The sequence below is a fragment of the uncultured Roseovarius sp. genome (assembly GCF_913054395.1).
GTDB lineage: Bacteria > Pseudomonadota > Alphaproteobacteria > Rhodobacterales > Rhodobacteraceae > Roseovarius.
This window is the reverse complement of the sequence record NZ_CAJXIP010000087.1, coordinates 1-14,829: the sequence shown is the minus strand read 5'-3', so window position 1 is coordinate 14,829 and position 14,829 is coordinate 1. Positions and strand designations below refer to the sequence as shown.

General features: G+C 63.0%; 17 protein-coding genes. 5 read left to right on the top strand and 12 right to left on the bottom strand.

Annotated elements, in window-relative coordinates; genetic code table 11:
* The 5 genes from QZ522_RS12535 to QZ522_RS12515 all read right to left on the bottom strand — a co-directional run.
* Positions 1–468, bottom strand: a 468-nt coding sequence (locus QZ522_RS12535; protein WP_294611937.1) for a DUF3035 domain-containing protein, incomplete at its 3' end; no start/stop codon positions are given.
* 51 nt (positions 469–519) lie between these two features.
* Positions 520–990, bottom strand: a complete 471-nt coding sequence (gene lspA / locus QZ522_RS12530; RefSeq protein WP_294611935.1) for a signal peptidase II — start codon at positions 988–990, stop codon at positions 520–522.
* Between the two features lie 10 nt (positions 991–1,000).
* On the bottom strand, positions 1,001–2,590 hold the full coding sequence (gene purH, locus QZ522_RS12525; protein WP_294611933.1) for a bifunctional phosphoribosylaminoimidazolecarboxamide formyltransferase/IMP cyclohydrolase: 1,590 nt from the start codon (positions 2,588–2,590) through the stop codon (positions 1,001–1,003).
* A gap of 33 nt (positions 2,591–2,623) precedes the next feature.
* The gene (locus QZ522_RS12520) at positions 2,624–4,366 is read right to left on the bottom strand and encodes a heparinase II/III family protein (RefSeq protein ID WP_294611930.1); all 1,743 of its coding nucleotides are present in this window, start codon (positions 4,364–4,366) and stop codon (positions 2,624–2,626) included.
* A 101-nt stretch (positions 4,367–4,467) separates the two neighbouring features.
* Positions 4,468–5,742, bottom strand: coding sequence for an RsmB/NOP family class I SAM-dependent RNA methyltransferase (locus QZ522_RS12515; RefSeq protein ID WP_294611928.1), 1,275 nt, complete (start codon positions 5,740–5,742; stop codon positions 4,468–4,470).
* 67 nt (positions 5,743–5,809) lie between these two features.
* Between QZ522_RS12515 and QZ522_RS12510 the strand changes: the two genes are divergently transcribed.
* Positions 5,810–5,986 carry a DUF1674 domain-containing protein gene (locus QZ522_RS12510; RefSeq protein ID WP_294611927.1) on the top strand — a complete coding sequence of 59 codons (177 nt, stop codon included), beginning with the start codon at positions 5,810–5,812 and terminating at the stop codon, positions 5,984–5,986.
* Positions 5,987–6,022: 36 nt separating this feature from the next.
* Here QZ522_RS12510 and QZ522_RS12505 read toward each other — a convergent pair whose 3' ends face one another.
* Positions 6,023–6,376 carry a dihydrodipicolinate reductase gene (locus tag QZ522_RS12505; protein ID WP_294611925.1) on the bottom strand — a complete coding sequence of 118 codons (354 nt, stop codon included), beginning with the start codon at positions 6,374–6,376 and terminating at the stop codon, positions 6,023–6,025.
* 62 nt (positions 6,377–6,438) lie between these two features.
* On the bottom strand, positions 6,439–7,257 hold the full coding sequence (dapB, locus tag QZ522_RS12500; RefSeq protein WP_294611923.1) for a 4-hydroxy-tetrahydrodipicolinate reductase: 819 nt from the start codon (positions 7,255–7,257) through the stop codon (positions 6,439–6,441).
* A 199-nt stretch (positions 7,258–7,456) separates the two neighbouring features.
* Between dapB and rbfA the strand changes: the two genes are divergently transcribed.
* The 4 genes from rbfA (at position 7,457) to QZ522_RS12480 (ending at position 10,130) form a co-directional block, all read left to right on the top strand.
* Positions 7,457–7,852, top strand: coding sequence for a 30S ribosome-binding factor RbfA (rbfA, locus tag QZ522_RS12495; protein ID WP_294611921.1), 396 nt, complete (start codon positions 7,457–7,459; stop codon positions 7,850–7,852).
* Positions 7,839–8,594 carry a phosphodiester glycosidase family protein gene (locus QZ522_RS12490; RefSeq protein ID WP_294611919.1) on the top strand — a complete coding sequence of 252 codons (756 nt, stop codon included), beginning with the start codon at positions 7,839–7,841 and terminating at the stop codon, positions 8,592–8,594. The genes rbfA and QZ522_RS12490 overlap by 14 nt, the downstream gene beginning before the upstream one ends.
* 64 nt (positions 8,595–8,658) lie before the next feature.
* Entirely contained in the window at positions 8,659–9,564 is a 906-nt protein-coding gene (gene truB / locus QZ522_RS12485; protein WP_294611917.1) for a tRNA pseudouridine(55) synthase TruB, read from the top strand.
* 44 nt (positions 9,565–9,608) lie between these two features.
* Positions 9,609–10,130 carry a DUF1643 domain-containing protein gene (locus QZ522_RS12480; RefSeq protein ID WP_294611916.1) on the top strand — a complete coding sequence of 174 codons (522 nt, stop codon included), beginning with the start codon at positions 9,609–9,611 and terminating at the stop codon, positions 10,128–10,130.
* A gap of 121 nt (positions 10,131–10,251) precedes the next feature.
* Here QZ522_RS12480 and QZ522_RS12475 read toward each other — a convergent pair whose 3' ends face one another.
* The 5 genes from QZ522_RS12475 to QZ522_RS12455 all read right to left on the bottom strand — a co-directional run.
* Complete coding sequence (locus tag QZ522_RS12475) at positions 10,252–11,655, bottom strand: Do family serine endopeptidase (RefSeq protein WP_294611940.1); 1,404 nt, start codon at positions 11,653–11,655, stop codon at positions 10,252–10,254.
* A gap of 212 nt (positions 11,656–11,867) precedes the next feature.
* Positions 11,868–12,065, bottom strand: coding sequence for a DUF2065 domain-containing protein (locus QZ522_RS12470; protein WP_294611914.1), 198 nt, complete (start codon positions 12,063–12,065; stop codon positions 11,868–11,870).
* A complete protein-coding gene (gene hflC, locus QZ522_RS12465) occupies positions 12,062–12,940 on the bottom strand; it encodes a protease modulator HflC (RefSeq protein ID WP_294611911.1) in 879 nt (292 codons plus the stop codon). The genes QZ522_RS12470 and hflC overlap by 4 nt, the downstream gene beginning before the upstream one ends.
* 4 nt (positions 12,941–12,944) lie before the next feature.
* A complete protein-coding gene (gene hflK, locus QZ522_RS12460) occupies positions 12,945–14,111 on the bottom strand; it encodes an FtsH protease activity modulator HflK (protein ID WP_294611909.1) in 1,167 nt (388 codons plus the stop codon).
* A gap of 67 nt (positions 14,112–14,178) precedes the next feature.
* Positions 14,179–14,829: FAD-dependent oxidoreductase (locus QZ522_RS12455; protein ID WP_294611907.1), on the bottom strand; the 651-nt coding region annotated here is incomplete at its 5' end.

The window sequence follows — 14,829 nt, the reverse complement described above, 5'->3', positions numbered from 1 at the left end:
TTCGCCATAGGCGTAAAGCCACTGGCGCTTGTAGGCATTGGTGTAATCGTCCGACGGCAGGATGCGCAGGATGTTCACGCGGCCATGGCGGCGGCGCACGTCCTTGTCCTCTTCGGCAAGGGTCTGGCGAATATCCGCCACCGCGCCATAGCGATTGGCGTGATTGACCAGCGCGCCATCGCGGGCACTTGGTGCGCCCTCGTTAAGCGCTGCGGGGTTGCCGCCAAGTGCGGCCACACCATCGGCCAGCGGGTTCTGATCGGTCAGGTTGGCGCCGCCGGGCGTCGGTGTGGGCAGGCTGGCGTAATCTTCGGGTGCCTGGAGGGGCTTGCCCGGCATGATCGAAAACTCGTCCGGCCCGTTTCCGGTATGGCGGATTTGCGTCAATGTCACATCATCGCGGCCACCACAGCCCGCAAGCAGGGTTGCCACAACAAGCGTCAAAACTGTTTTACGCGGCATCGCCATCGCCACTCTCCTGCAACTTTCGATTAGCCTTATCGCATAGCTGCGCCAAGGTCACGAGGGCTTTTTGACTGAGGGCAAGAGAACCATGCCAAAAGCGCCGATGAATACCGCGATATCAGCGATATTAAAGGCAAACGGATTGTTGATCCCGCAACACGAGACATTGATGAAATCCGCCACCGCGCCATAGATCAGCCGGTCAATCACATTGCCAAGCGCCCCGCCGACCAGAAGACCGGCGGCGATCTGCTGCCAGCGACCAGCCGGATCGCTATGCACCCACCACATCACCGCGCCCGAAATCACCAGCGCCACAGCGATCAAAATCCACCGGGTCAGCGGATTATCCCCCGCCATCAGGCCGAAATTGATGCCATAGTTCCAGGCCATGCGCAGGTTGAACAGCGGCGGAAACACGTCGATCTCGCCCAGTTGGTGCAGGTTGAGGCCATGAACCACCAGGTATTTCGTGGCCTGATCCAGCAAGAAGACCCAAAACCCGGTCCAAAAGACGATGCGCATGCCCCGGACCTTAGTGTCGGAAATGGCGCATGCCGGTCAATACCATGGCAAGCCCCGCCTCATCCGCCGCCGCGATCACCTCGTCATCGCGCATCGAGCCACCGGGATGGATCACGGCGGTCGCCCCGGCCTCGGCCGCGGTCAGCAGGCCGTCGGCAAAGGGAAAGAACGCATCCGAGGCCACGACGCTGCCCCTGGTCAGCGGCCCGCCAAGGCCAAGCGCCTCGGCCATGTCCTCGGCCTTGCGCGCGGCGATCCGACAACTGTCGACGCGGCTCATCTGCCCGGCGCCCACGCCGACTGTGGCGCCATCCTTGACGTAAACGATGGCGTTGGATTTCACATGCTTGGCGACCTTCCAGGCAAAAAGCATATCCGCCATTTCCTGATCGGTCGGCGCGCGTTTTGTCACGACCTTCAGGTCGTCTGCGGTGATGTGACCGTTATCCTTGTCCTGCACGAGATAGCCGCCCGAAACCTGCCGCCAGGTCCGCGCCGCCTGTCGCGGGTCGGCCAGGCCGTTGGTCACCAAAAGCCGAAGGTTCTTCTTCTTGGCAAAAATACTCATAGCGTCGTCATCGGCACCGGGCGCGATCACGACTTCAGTGAAAATCTGGCTGATTTCTTCGGCCGTGGCGCCGTCAAGCGGCTGGTTGAGCGCGATGATCCCGCCAAAGGCCGAGGTGCGGTCACAATCGAACGCCCGCCCATAGGCCTGCATAAGGGTATCGCCACGCGCCACGCCGCAGGGATTGGCGTGCTTGATGATCGCACAGGCCGGACCACTCTCTGGGGCAAATTCGCTGACAAGTTCGAACGCCGCATCGGTGTCGTTGATATTGTTATAGCTAAGCTCCTTGCCCTGAATCTGGGTCGCGGTGGCGACGCCGGGGCGCAGGCTTCCGTCGGTGTAGAATGCCGCTGACTGATGCGGGTTCTCGCCATAGCGCAGAGTTTGCGCCAGCTTGCCGGCCACGGCGCGACGGCGCGGTGCGGCCTCGGCCAGGGCATCCGCCATCCAGCCCGACACGGCGGCATCATAGGCCCCGGTGCGCGCATAGGCGGTCAGCGCCAGACGCTGACGGAACGCATAAGAGGTCTGCCCGTCATGCGCGGCAAGTTCTTCCAGAAGCGGCTGATAATCCTCGACATCGACCACCACGTTGACAAAGCCGTGGTTCTTGGCCGCGGCGCGGATCATCGCCGGGCCGCCTATGTCGATATTCTCGATGCAGGTCTCGTAATCGGCGCCCTTGGCAACGGTTTCCTCGAACGGGTAAAGGTTCACCACCAGAAGGTCGATCGCGCCGATCCCATGTTCTTCCATTGCCGCCTTGTGATCGGCATTGTCGCGCAGCGCCAACAGGCCGCCATGCACCATCGGGTGCAGGGTCTTGACCCGGCCATCCATCATTTCGGGGAAACCGGTGACCTCGGCCACGTCGCGTACCTCAAGACCGGCCTCACGCAGGGTCCTGGCGCTTCCGCCGGTGGACAAAAGCTCGATCCCGCGCGCGGCAAGGGCGCGCCCCAGATCGACCAATCCGGTCTTGTCGGAAACAGAAAGAAGGGCGCGGGTGACGGGCGCGAGATCGGTCATGATGGGGCAGTCCTGCATTTGGCGGTTGCTGTGTTATTCGTCAGTCGCGGGCTCAAGCGCATCTTCAGTCAGATCGCGGACGCCAATCGGGGTGTCCTGCGCCTTGGCCAGTGACCATCTAATATGGGTCGCATACTCCATCGCGCGGCCAGATAGAACGATCTGTTTGGTCGCACGCGGCTTGAGGCGCGTTTTTTCAAGATACACACTGGGTTGCAAGGACAAACCGGCGCGTCCGTCGCTTCGGAAGATCCAGATTTCACCGCTGCGCAACGCAAGCGATACTGCGGCGCCGCCCAGATCAACCGAGGCGTCGACATCCGGGTGAAGGTGAAACCGGATGTCGAAGGACACGCCATGCAGCCGCACCTGATCCATCGCCTGATCAAACCGGCGCTTGTCGGCCGCCTCGATCGCCAGCAACATGTCCTCACCGGCAAGCCCGCGTCCGTCAGTGGTCAGTTCAAGCTGGCGCACATGCGTAAGGCCATGGCTACGCAGATATCCGTCATGCGCCACCTCAAGGCGCAGGCCGCCGGTCACCTGTGACAACTCGACCGGCACCTTGCGCGGCGCTTCGGTAAGCCAGTCGCTATGGCGTGGATCGTTGCTCAGGCGGGCACTTGACCCCGAGCCTAGCACAAGCGTCGAATGCGACGGCGTGGCGCGCCCTGCGCGGCGCCATTCGGCGCCAAAGCTCTGGCCCGAGCCGCAATTGACGATCAGCGGTCTGCGCCCCGAGGTCAGCTCGAACGCCAGTGTCGAGGCATGCGCGCCGATTGACGCCGCCCCCGTCGGCGGTGGGCTTGCGTCGATGATAACGCTTGTGCGCCCGGCGCTCAGCCGGGCAAACCCCATGGCAAGCCCGTCGGCGTGCCGCCCCTTGACGCCACTTGTGGCAAGCGCGCTGTCAAGCCGCCCCTCAAGGCCGCGCCCGCCCCCGTGAAACCGCGCCAGCCCGCCATCGGCATGGCGCAGGGTGCGCAGGGTCGGGGCAATCCGTTCGATCGCACGCCAATGCGCCTCACCGGCGCTTTGCCCTGATTCGCCAAGCGCGACAGCGGCCCAGGTCAGCAGGGTGAACACCTCAAGAAGGTCTTCGGGATTGCGCGTGGGCAAGCCGCCCATCACATCGATCTGGGTGTCGCATTCCCGTGCCAGAGCAGCCATCGCGGGGGCAACATGGGCCTGCATCCCCTCAAGCGAGAGGCCCGCATAGATAAGTCCGGTCAGCGCCTCGAACCGGGGCAGGCCGGGGCTCGCGCTATGCCAGCGGCGGGCCAGAAAGGTGGTCTGCTGCGCCATCGAGCGGAAAAAGGGCGCCGAGGCATCCGGCGCCGAGCCGTTGAGCATGAACAGGGCGTGGTTGATCCATCGAATCAGCCGCCGCCCGGTCAGGTCCGGCGTCCAGCCGGGGCCGCTGCCGTTGCCATAGCGCGCGATCCAGTCCCAGAGCCAGTCCTGCGCACGCTTGCGGGCGGCCGCGTCGCCAACAGCGGCGAGATCGTCAAGCCAGCCAAATCCGTGCTGTTCCTCGGCAAAGGCCGGTTCGTCGGCCTCGACATCCCAGATGGAAGTATCCGGGGCGGCCACAAGGCGACCGGCAAAGACGAAATTCCCGGCGCAAAGCTGGCGCCCGCGCGCAAAACTACCGATGGTGCGGGGTTCAGGTTGTGACAGGAAGGCCGTCGCCGGACGGCTGAGGGCCGCGCGTCGTGCCGCGATAAGGTTTAACAGACGCGTCCAGCGCGCCGACAGGTTTTCGGGTTTCGACATATGCCGTGCCTCTGGACGCTCTTTGCGGCGTTGACGAGGACAATATAGACCGGTCGCGCGCTCAAGTCACCGCCTGATTGTGGCGCGTGGGGAGATGGCGTTTATCGGTGCAGGCAGGCGATGTAAAACCCGTCCATGCCACCCAGATCGGGCCAGTAATCGGGGCGCAGCCGCACCCCGCCCTCGGGGGTGATCCAGGCCGGGTCGATGCCGGGGCGTGCGAGCGCCGCGCGGTCGGTGACAAGGCCGGGATGGCGCGCAAGCGCCTCGTCGACTTGGCATTCGCCCTCATCGGGCAAGAGCGAACAGGTGCAAAACACCAGCCGCCCGCCGGGTTTCAGAAGTGTCAGCGCATGGTCGATCATTGCCGCCTGCAGGTCGATCAGCGCGCCAAACTCGGACCCGTCCTTGGCGTGGGGCAGGTCAGGATGGCGACGGATCGTGCCGGTGGCCGAACAGGGGGCATCAAGCAGGATGGCATCATAAGGCCCGCCCTCGTGTTCCAGCGCATCGCCCACCACGCAGCTTGCCGAAAGACCGGTGCGGGAAAGGTTTTCATGCACCCGTGCCATGCGCCTCTCGGAGAGGTCAAGCGCCGTGACCTTTGCCCCGGCAGCGGCCAATTGCAGGGTCTTGCCACCCGGCGCCGCGCAGAGATCGAGCACCGTCTCGCCGGGCTCTGGCGCGAGCACCTTGACGGGGAGCGCGGCGGCGGCATCCTGAACCCACCAGTCGCCGGTCGCGAAACCGGGCAGGGCCGAAACCTGACCGGGATCGGCAAGGCGCAGCGTGCCACTGGGCAAGAGGGTGCCATTCAGCTCTTTTGCCCAATGCGCAGCCTCGGCATCGGACTTGAACGAAAGATCAAGCGCGGCGCCCTGGAAATGGGCCTTTTCCATCTGTCCCACGGCGGCCCCGCCCCAGGCCTGCACCAGCGGATCGCGCAGCCAGCGCGGCAGACGCGGCAGGCGCAGGTCGTTCCACGAGCGCGGCGCCTCTTCGGCGGTCTTGCGCAGCACGGCGTTGACCAAGCCCTTGTGACGGCCATAGCGCGGGTGGTTGGCGATGATCGCGACGGCCTCGTTCACCACGCCATGCGGCTCGCCACCCTGCGCCAGTTCGACGGTGGCCAGACGCAGGATGTTGTAAACCGCCAGCGGCGGCGCCTTGCGCAAATGCCGCCCCAGAAGGCGGTCGGCGCGATCGAGCCCGCGCAGGGTGTCGCTGGCAAGGCGTTGCGCTCGGGCGCGGTCGGGCGGGGACAACCGATCAAGGACGCCACCCGCGATCAGGTCGGACATAAGCCGCCCCTCGCCCAGAACCTGATCCAGCAGGTAAACCGCGCTTCGACGGGCGGAAGAGGGGGGATTTTTCATGACATGTCCTTGGCGGCGGGGTGAGGGCGGCGTATATCAAGTGGAGCACGACAAAGGAAGCCCGACAATGACCCAAGAGACGCCCGACCTGCCGCCCGCCGCGCAACGCGCCCTTGCAGAGGCCGAAGAACGCCGCAAGGCCGATGCGGGTCTGGATCTGCCGAAAGAACTTGGCGGGCGCAAAGGCCCGGAACCGGTGCGCTATGGCGACTGGGAAAAAAAGGGAATCGCGGTCGATTTCTGAGGGCACTCGGAGCGCGCGCGGTGGTTCAGCGGAGATTCAGCGGAGATAAAGATCGGCGAACTGGCCGCGGCCCTGATCCGAGATGAAGCGCAGGGTGCTGCCCTGGACCTTGACGGCCTGGCAATTCGGCCCCAGATCGCGCGCGCCCCAAAACAGGTCACGGCAGAAGTAGCCCTTGCTCCAGCGCCAGGCGCCTGAGACGTCCCGGCCAAACGCACGGCCCTTGATCTGCCCGTCCGGGGCAAGAGTCAGGGTGATGCCGAATCGCGTCAGGTCGCGGTCCTTGACAAGAGCCACGAAACGGTCCCGGTCGGTCACCTGATCAAACCCTTCGGCAATCGCCGGGGTGCTCAGGGTCAGACCGAGGAGAAGGGCAAGTGCGGCACGCATTTCAGTCTCACCTGTCACAAGTTGTGCTGTAACAGGGATTACGCCGCAGCGCGCCGTCCGGATCAGTTTTCGTTCAGCCCAAGCACGTCCAGCATGTCATATTCGCCGGGTTTGCGCCCCTGACCCCAAAGCGCGGCCTTGAGTGCGCCACGGGCAAACACCGCCCGGTCCGTTGCAATATGGCGCAGGACGATCCGCTCGCCGGGGGCGGCAAACATCACGTCGTGCTCACCCACGATATCCCCGCCGCGAATGGACGAGAACCCGATATGGCCACGCTCGCGCTTGCCGGTGATGCCGTCGCGGCCCCGGTCGGAAACGCTATCAAGTGCCACGCCGCGCCCGTCCGCGGCGGCTTCGCCGAGCATGAGGGCCGTGCCCGAAGGGGCATCGACCTTTTGGTTGTGATGGGCCTCGATGATCTCGATGTCGAAATCCTCATCAAGGGCGGCGGCGACACGTTTGGTGAGCTGTGTCAACAGGTTGACCCCGAGGCTCATGTTGCCCGCCCGCACGATCACGGCGTGGCGCGCGGCAGCGTTGAGATGTTTGAGGTCGGCCTCGTCGAGACCGGTGGTGCCGATGACATGAACACAGCGCGCCTGAGCACAGAGCGTCGCGAATTCGCGTGTTGCGGCGGGGGCGGTGAAGTCGATCACCGCATGCGCACGCGCGATCACCTCAAGCGGGTCGTCGCTGACGCAAAGGCCGATATCCGCGCCGCCCATTGCCGCGCCAAGGTCGCGCCCGATCCAGTCATGACCGGGCCGCTCGATGGCGCCGACAAGCCGGGCGTTTTTGCTGTTGCGCACGGTATTGATCAGCATCAGGCCCATCCGGCCCGAGGCCCCGGTGATCACGATTCCCGGCAGGTCGGTCATGTCAGCACTCCTTTTCGCGTGTTGCCGTTCTTAGCGTGGGGTGCGGGGCGCAGCAAGTGGGCGGGCGCCCATGGCCCGGTCCGCGCGGATGATTGGGGGCCAGCCCCCAAACCCCCGGAGTATTTTCCGGAAAGATGAAAGCATGAAGATATGGATTTCTTTGCTTGGAAAACGGCGCCTGAGCGATTAAGTGCGGGGCATGGCAAAGAACAAGTTTCATGACGGGTCCGGCCCGTCGCAGCGGCAGCTTCGTGTGGGCGAGCTTATTCGGCGGACCCTGTCCGAGGTGCTTTCGCGCGCCGATATCCATGACCCCGATCTTAACCGTATTTCGGTGACGGTGGGCGAGGTGCGCACCTCTTCGGATCTCAAGATCGCGACCGCCTATGTGATGCCATTGGGCGGCGAAGGACAGGATGACCTGATCGCTCTTTTGGCGCGCAACAAGGGCGAGTTGCGGCGTTTGATCGGTAAGCGGCTTGAGCTGAAATATGCGCCTGATCTGCGGTTCAGGCTGGACGAGACCTTTGATCAGATGGACGAGACCCGCCGCCTTTTTGCGCAGGAAAAAGTACGGCGGGATGTCGAGGATTAAGCCCTGTCTGGCGGCCTTGGCTCTGGTGGCCTTTGGTCAGCCCGCAAACGCGGCGGCATGTGAGGCCGAGCGGTATAACGGGCAGGGCTATACTGTTTGTACGGTGGATATGGCCGAGGACGATCTGCGGCTGTTTCTCAATGATGCCGAAACCGGCAAGCCGCTTGGCAGTTTTTCCAATATCGACAAACAGTTGGAGGCCGAGGGCCGCGCGCTTGCCTTTGGCATGAACGCGGGCATGTATCACGCCGACCGCCGTCCTGTCGGGCTTTATATCGAAGGGGCCAAGGCCGTGGCCCCCCTGGTGACGCGGGCCGGGCCGGGCAATTTCGGCCTGCTGCCCAATGGTGTTTTTTGCATTCGGAAGGGGCGCGCCGATGTTATCGAGACCCTGCGCTTTGAGCGCGACGCGCCCGCCTGTCGCGACGCCAGTCAATCCGGGCCGATGCTTGTGATCGACGGGGCGCTTCACCCACGGTTCCTGAGGGACAGTGACAGCCGCTATATCCGCAATGGCGTGGGCACCGCTGCGGATGGGCGGATGGCATGGTTCGTGATTTCCGACAGCCCTGTCACCTTTCACACCTTCGGATCCTTCTTTCGCGATTACCTGAAGGTGCCGCAGGCGCTTTACTTTGATGGCAAGGTATCGCGGCTTTACGCACCGGCATTGCGGCGGTTCGATCCCGGCTTTCCGTTGGGGCCGATGGTCGGGGTTGTCGGGGCGCGCGAGGCGCAGTGATTGACGCGGGCGGATGGGTCTACTAGGGCCTGATGCCCTGAACGCATAGAAAAAAGGGCCGGGCATGGCACGCAAACGCAAGGGACGCGACATTTCGGGCTGGCTGGTGGTGGACAAGCCTGCGGGCATGACCTCGACCAGTGTTGTCAACAAGGTGAAATGGGCGCTGCAAGCCAGGAAAGCCGGGCATGCGGGCACGCTTGATCCGGAGGCGACCGGGGTTTTGGCGGTTGCTCTGGGGGAGGCCACGAAAACCGTGCCATATATCACCGACGCGCTGAAGGCCTACGAGTTTTGCGTGCGTCTTGGTCAGGCCACGAATACCGACGACACCGAGGGCGAGGTGATAGCCGAGAGCGACCTGCGCCCGGATGACGCCGCGATAAAGGCGGCGCTTGGCGGTTTTGTCGGTGATATCATGCAGGTGCCGCCTAAATATTCCGCCGTCAAGATTGACGGTCAGCGCGCCTATAAGCTGGCGCGCGATGGCGAAGAATTCGAGGTCGAGGCGCGCCCCCTGTGGGTGGAAGAGATTGTCATGACCGGGCGCCCCGATGCCGATCATGTCCTGCTTGAGATGGTCTGTGGCAAGGGCGGTTATGTGCGCAGCATCGCGCGCGATCTGGGCGAGGCTTTGGGCTGTTACGGGCATGTGGACTGGCTTCGGCGGGTGTGGTCGGGGCCGTTCGAGGCCAACGACGGTCTGAGCATCGAGCAGATCGACGAAATGGCCCATAGCCCCGAACTTGATGCTTTTATTCGCCCGCTCGAAGAGGGGCTGGCCGATCTTACGATGGTCACCGCCACGGCCGAGGGCGCGGCGCGGTTGCGCAATGGCAATCCGGGCATGGTGATCGCACAGGACGTGGACTATGGCGAGGAGTGCTGGGCAGCTTTTGACGGGCATGCGGTGGCGGTGGGCCGGTTCAAGGCGGGTGAATTGCACCCCAGCCGGGTGTTTAACCTGTGAGCGGCGGGGCGGCCCCTGACCACCTGCACGATCCGGGTGGCAAAGTGCGGTTGCGCCTCCCCGACGGGGTGATCGGCGGGGCGGCCTATTCGGACTGCGGGCGATACCGGCAGATGTTGTCGCGCGACTGGACCCCCGAGGGCGCCGCGCCGCGCACGGTGCTGTTCGTGGGCATGAACCCCTCGGTCGCCAGTGCCGAAGTGTCTGATCCGACCTGTCATCGCGAGCTGGGCTTTGCCCGTGACTGGGGCTTTACGCGCTATCTCAAGGGGAATGTGCTTGATTGGCGGGCGACCTCGCCAAAGGATATCCCGCATGATCCTGCCGAAGCATGCAGCGCGCTCAACATTCCGGCGCTGAGGGAGATGGCGCAGGAGGCTGAACTGGTCGTGATGGCCTATGGCAAGCTTCATGCCCGATATCAGCCGGTGGTCCGTGAGGCGCTTTGTGCGATTGCACAATCCGGCCGACCCTTGAAATGCCTGGGGTTGAACAAGGACGGATCGGCCAAGCATCCGCTGTACCTGCGCAAGGATACCGCGTTGATGGATTATCCCGGACTGTGAGGCGGGCCCGGAAAATTAGCGGAATTTTCCGGACCATTTTCTTTACAGAAGAAAATGCAGCCGCGACGTAAAAGGGCGCCCGAAACCGAGCGCCCTTTTGAATGTTGCTTGAGCCTTGGGCTTAGTTGCTCTTGTCCAGTGACAGCGCCACGAAGCGCGGCTCGCCTGCGCGGCGGACCAGCAGCAGAAGCGACTTGCGCCCTGCTTCTTTCGCCTCGGCAATACGCTCGTCCAGGTCACTGATCGAGGTCAGCTTTTGCTGTCCCGCTTCGGTGATCAGGTCGCCCGCGCGCATGCCTTTTTCATAGGCCTCCGCCAACTCGTCGACATCGGTCACCACAAGGCCGGTGGCATTGCTGTCAAGATCGAGGGTGCTGCGCAACTCGTCGTTCAGCGGGCTGAAGGTAAGGCCAAGCATGGTCTTCTCGGCCGGTGCCGCATCTTCGTCCGGGCCCGGCTGGACCACGGGAATTGCGCCTTCGGCCTCTTCACGGCGGCCCAGTGTGATCTTGAGGGTCTGGGTCTTGCCTTCACGGAACACGATCACGCGGACGGTCTTGCCGACCTGCGTATTGCCCACCTGACGCACCAGCCCGCGGGTGTCGGCGACCTCTTTGCCATCAAACGAGGTGATCACGTCACCGGCAAGCATGCCCCCTTCGGCGGCGGGGCCTTCGGGAACGTCGGTCACAAGCGCACCGGCGGGTTTCTCAAGACCGATTGCTTCGGCCACATCCTCGGTCACGTCCTGGATACGCACGCCAAGCCAGCCGCGACGGGTTTCGCCGAATTCCTGCAACTGATCAACGACGCGCTTGACGACATTCGAGGCCATCGAAAAGCCGATCCCGATCGAGCCGCCGGTGGGGCTCAGGATCGCGGTGTTGACACCGACAACCTCGCCATCGAGGTTGAACAGCGGCCCGCCGGAATTGCCCCGGTTGATGGCGGCGTCGGTCTGGATATAGTCGTCATAGGTGCCCGAAAGTGCGCGGTTGCGGGCCGACACGATCCCGGCAGACAGCGAAAAGCCCTGACCAAGCGGATTGCCCATGGCCAGCACCCATTCGCCGACGCGCGCGGTGTCGCTATCGCCAAAGCTGACGAAAGGGAGCGGCTTGTCGGCCTTTACTTTCAACAGGGCGATATCGGTTTTCGGGTCGGTGCCGATCACCTCGGCCGCAAGCTCTTCACCTGAGAAGAACTCGATGATGATCTCGTCGGCGCTTTCGATCACGTGGTTGTTGGTCACAACATACCCGTCCTCGGAAATCACGAAACCGGAGCCGAGCGCCGAAGAGCGGCGCGGGCGCTGCTCACCCTCGCCCTGACGTTCACGGAACTGGCGAAAGAAATCCTCAAATGGCGAGCCTTCTGGCACGATCGGCCCCGGACCGGTGCCCTGCGCAACCATTGTCGAGGTGGTGATATTCACGACGGCGGGGCTGATCTTTTCGGCAAGATCGGCAAAGCTGTCGGGGCGCGCCTGCGCTGCGATGGCCTGTGCCAAAAGCAGGGCCACCATCAGCGCGATCAGCCAGAGGCTGCGCAATGGTCCGGCCTGTTGTCGTGTTGCGGAAATGGCTTGGACGTTCACACCAAAATCTCCCTTGGTTTTTATGTCTCGTTCAACGCGCCTTCGCGCTGGACTTGATTATAGATGTAGGGTCGCATGTGCGGATCGCAAAGGGCGCAACATGAATTCACGCCCATGTGAACCGCTTTGGGCCGGATATTTCAAGCGCCAAGGGTCTTGGCAGCCCAAACAAACAACAGGCCGATCACGATGGCAATCAATCCCAAAAGCCGCCGGGTCTCGGCGGGCAGGGCGCTGAGCGCGATCAGCAGCTGGTCAATAAGCGAAGGGGCCAGTGCGTACACCAGCCCCTCGACAATAAGCACCAGCCCGATAGCCAGAAGTGCGGTTTCGATCATTCTGGCGCTTTGCCCGAGCGGAGATAGTCGAAAAACTCGCTGTCCGGCGTCATGACCATCGAGGAATTTCCGCTGTTTAGCGCCTTTTCATAGGCTTCGAGTGACCGGTAGAAGGCAAAGAACTCTGGGTCCGCGCCAAACGCTTCGGCAAAGATCGCGTTGCGTTCGGCATCGGCTTCGCCTCGGATCACCTGTGCCTGACGCTCTGCATCCGAGAGGGTTTCGGTCACGGTTCTGTCGGCCAGGGCGCGTACGCGCTGAGCGGCCTCGTTACCACGGGCGATCTCGTCGGCGGCTTCCCGCTCGCGTTCTGCACGCATCCGGGCAAAGGTGGCCTCAAGGTTCTGTTCCGGCAGGTTGGTCTGTTTCAGGCGCACGTCGATCACGTCAAGCCCAAGCCCGGCGGCGCTGCGCTGTGCGGCGACCTGAATGCGGCGCATGAGGTCACGGCGATCCTCGGACAGGATCGTATCAGACGTGACCTGATCGGCACCCAGGACCTCGCGGATTTGCGCGTTGAGGATCGACGACAGCCTGTCCTCGGCAACCCGAAGCCCCCCGACGCCGACCGCCTGGCGGAACTGCACCACATCGGCGATGCGGAACCGCGCGAAGGCATCGACCACAAGGCGGCGGTCATCCGACGGCGTCACCTCGATCGTGTCGGTATCCAGCGACAGGATACGGTCGTCATAGCGCACGACCTCCTGAATGAACGGGATCTTGAATGACAGGCCCGGCTTTTCTTTCACATCTCTGATCTGACCGAATTGCAGCACCAGCGCCTTTTCGCGCTCGTCCACCACAAAGATCGACGACAGACCAAGAAAACCCGCGATGGCCAGGATCGGAATAAGGAATTTCGTTTTACCCATGATCTTAGTTCCCCTGTCCGGTAGTCGAGCTGTTGCGACGCAGTTCATTCAGCGGCAGATAGGGCACGACATTGTTGCCGCCTTCGCTGCCGACGATGGAACTGTCGAGGATGGTCTTGTCGATTTCACCAAGAACACGTTCCATGGTCTCAAGGTAAAGCCGCTTGCGCGTCACCTCGGGGGCCTTGGCATATTCGGTCAGAACCGAAGTAAAGCGGCTGGCGTCACCGGCGGCCTCGTTTACGACGCGGGCGCGGTAGCCTTCTGCTTGCTCAAGGTTCTGCGCTGCTTCACCGCGGGCCTCGGCCAGAACGCGGTTGGCATAGGCATCGGCCTGGCGTTGCAGGCGGTCACGTTCCTGTTCGGCGGCCTGCACTTCGCGGAAGCTGTCGATCACTTCGCGGGGCGGGTCGGCCTTATCAAGGTTGACCCGGACAATGCGAATGCCGCTGTCATATTCGTCAAGCGTCGCCTGAATGTTCTCCATTGCCGTATCGGCGATGATGCCGCGATCCCGGTTTAGGATCGGCGCCAGGTTCGAGGCGGCGATAATCTCGCGCATCACCGATTCAGACACCGCCTGAACGGTCTGTTGCGGGTCGCGAATGTTGAACAGCAGTTTCGACGGGTCCGAGATGTTCCAGACCACCTGGAAGTCAATATCCACGATATTGGCATCCGTGGTTAGCATAAGACCGTCATTGCGCGCGCCCTGACGGCGGCCGATCTCTTCGGTACGCTCCGAGGTGACATTGATCACTTCGGCGCTGACAAGCGGCCAAGGGGCAAAGTTCAGGCCGGGATTTCCGGTCTGGTAATACTCCCCAAGGAAAAGCTCGACCGATTGTTCTTCGGGTTTGACCGTGTAAACGCTGCCGAACACCCAGAGCGCCGCCGCGCCAAGCAGCGCAAGGCCGATTGTGCCCTTGCCAAAGCCCGGGCCGCCATCGCCGCCACCGGTGCCGCCGCGATTGCCGCCGCCACCGCGCCCGCCCATCAGAACGCGAAGCTGATCCTGGCCTTTGCGGACAAGCTCATCAATCTCGGGCAGCTGCGGGCCACCTTCCGGCGGGCGCCGTCCGCCCCCGTTGTTGCGGTTGCGGTCGTCATTGCCACCACCCCCGCCCGAGTTTCCGCCGCCGCCCCATGGGCCGCCAGAATTTCCAGCCATGCATCTCTTCCCTTTTATTCCCGTCTTACACGACGTTGTTATCTACCTGTGCAGCACAGGCAAAAAATCAACCCGTCCGGACCGGTGTTTTCATTGTGACAAGCTCTTCCGACATGGTCGGATGCACCGCTACGGTGCGATCGAAATCTTCTTTCGTGGCGCCCATCTTGATCGCGATACCCGCCAACTGGATCATTTCACCCGCCCCCGGCGCGACGATGTGACAGCCCAGAACCTTGCGGGTTTCCTGGCTGACGATCAGTTTCATCAACACCCGGTCAGGACGATCCGCAAAGGCGGTCTGCATCGGGCGGAACGAGGTCGAATAAACCTCGATCGGCTCCTGCTCGCGCGCGTCTTCCTCGGAAAGACCGACGGTGCCCATCTCGGGCTGGGTGAAAATCGCGGTCGGGATCAGGTCGTGATCGACAGGCGTCGGATTGCCGTTGAACACGGTCTCGACAAAGGCCATGCCCTCGCGGATCGCAACCGGTGTCAGGTTGACCCGGTCGGTCACATCGCCAATCGCATAGATCGACGGCACGCCGGTCTGGCTATACTCATCCACCAGTATTTCGCCCTTGCGACCGGTATTGACGCCCGCCGCCTCAAGCCCAAGATCGTCGGTATTTGGGGCGCGACCGGTGGCGAACATGACCTGCTCGAATACCTCTTCGGACCCGTTGGTCGATGTCACGCGATAGCCGCCCGTCACCTC

What these genes read in the sequence shown, in the direction of transcription:
- QZ522_RS12490 (WP_294611919.1), top strand. Translation starts at nt 7,839, where the DNA reads ATGTCGAGGATTAAGCCCTGTCTGGCGGCCTTGGCTCTGGTGGCCTTT.
- QZ522_RS12510 (WP_294611927.1), top strand. Translation starts at nt 5,810, where the DNA reads ATGACCCAAGAGACGCCCGACCTGCCGCCCGCCGCGCAACGCGCCCTT.
- QZ522_RS12505 (WP_294611925.1), bottom strand. Translation starts at nt 6,376, where the DNA reads ATGCGTGCCGCACTTGCCCTTCTCCTCGGTCTGACCCTGAGCACCCCG.
- hflC (WP_294611911.1), bottom strand. Translation starts at nt 12,940, where the DNA reads ATGGGTAAAACGAAATTCCTTATTCCGATCCTGGCCATCGCGGGTTTT.
- lspA (WP_294611935.1), bottom strand. Translation starts at nt 990, where the DNA reads ATGCGCATCGTCTTTTGGACCGGGTTTTGGGTCTTCTTGCTGGATCAG.
- rbfA (WP_294611921.1), top strand. Translation starts at nt 7,457, where the DNA reads ATGGCAAAGAACAAGTTTCATGACGGGTCCGGCCCGTCGCAGCGGCAG.
- dapB (WP_294611923.1), bottom strand. Translation starts at nt 7,257, where the DNA reads ATGACCGACCTGCCGGGAATCGTGATCACCGGGGCCTCGGGCCGGATG.
- QZ522_RS12470 (WP_294611914.1), bottom strand. Translation starts at nt 12,065, where the DNA reads ATGATCGAAACCGCACTTCTGGCTATCGGGCTGGTGCTTATTGTCGAG.
- QZ522_RS12515 (WP_294611928.1), bottom strand. Translation starts at nt 5,742, where the DNA reads ATGAAAAATCCCCCCTCTTCCGCCCGTCGAAGCGCGGTTTACCTGCTG.
- QZ522_RS12520 (WP_294611930.1), bottom strand. Translation starts at nt 4,366, where the DNA reads ATGTCGAAACCCGAAAACCTGTCGGCGCGCTGGACGCGTCTGTTAAAC.
- QZ522_RS12475 (WP_294611940.1), bottom strand. Translation starts at nt 11,655, where the DNA reads ATGGTGGCCCTGCTTTTGGCACAGGCCATCGCAGCGCAGGCGCGCCCC.
- purH (WP_294611933.1), bottom strand. Translation starts at nt 2,590, where the DNA reads ATGACCGATCTCGCGCCCGTCACCCGCGCCCTTCTTTCTGTTTCCGAC.
- truB (WP_294611917.1), top strand. Translation starts at nt 8,659, where the DNA reads ATGGCACGCAAACGCAAGGGACGCGACATTTCGGGCTGGCTGGTGGTG.
- hflK (WP_294611909.1), bottom strand. Translation starts at nt 14,111, where the DNA reads ATGGCTGGAAATTCTGGCGGCCCATGGGGCGGCGGCGGAAACTCGGGC.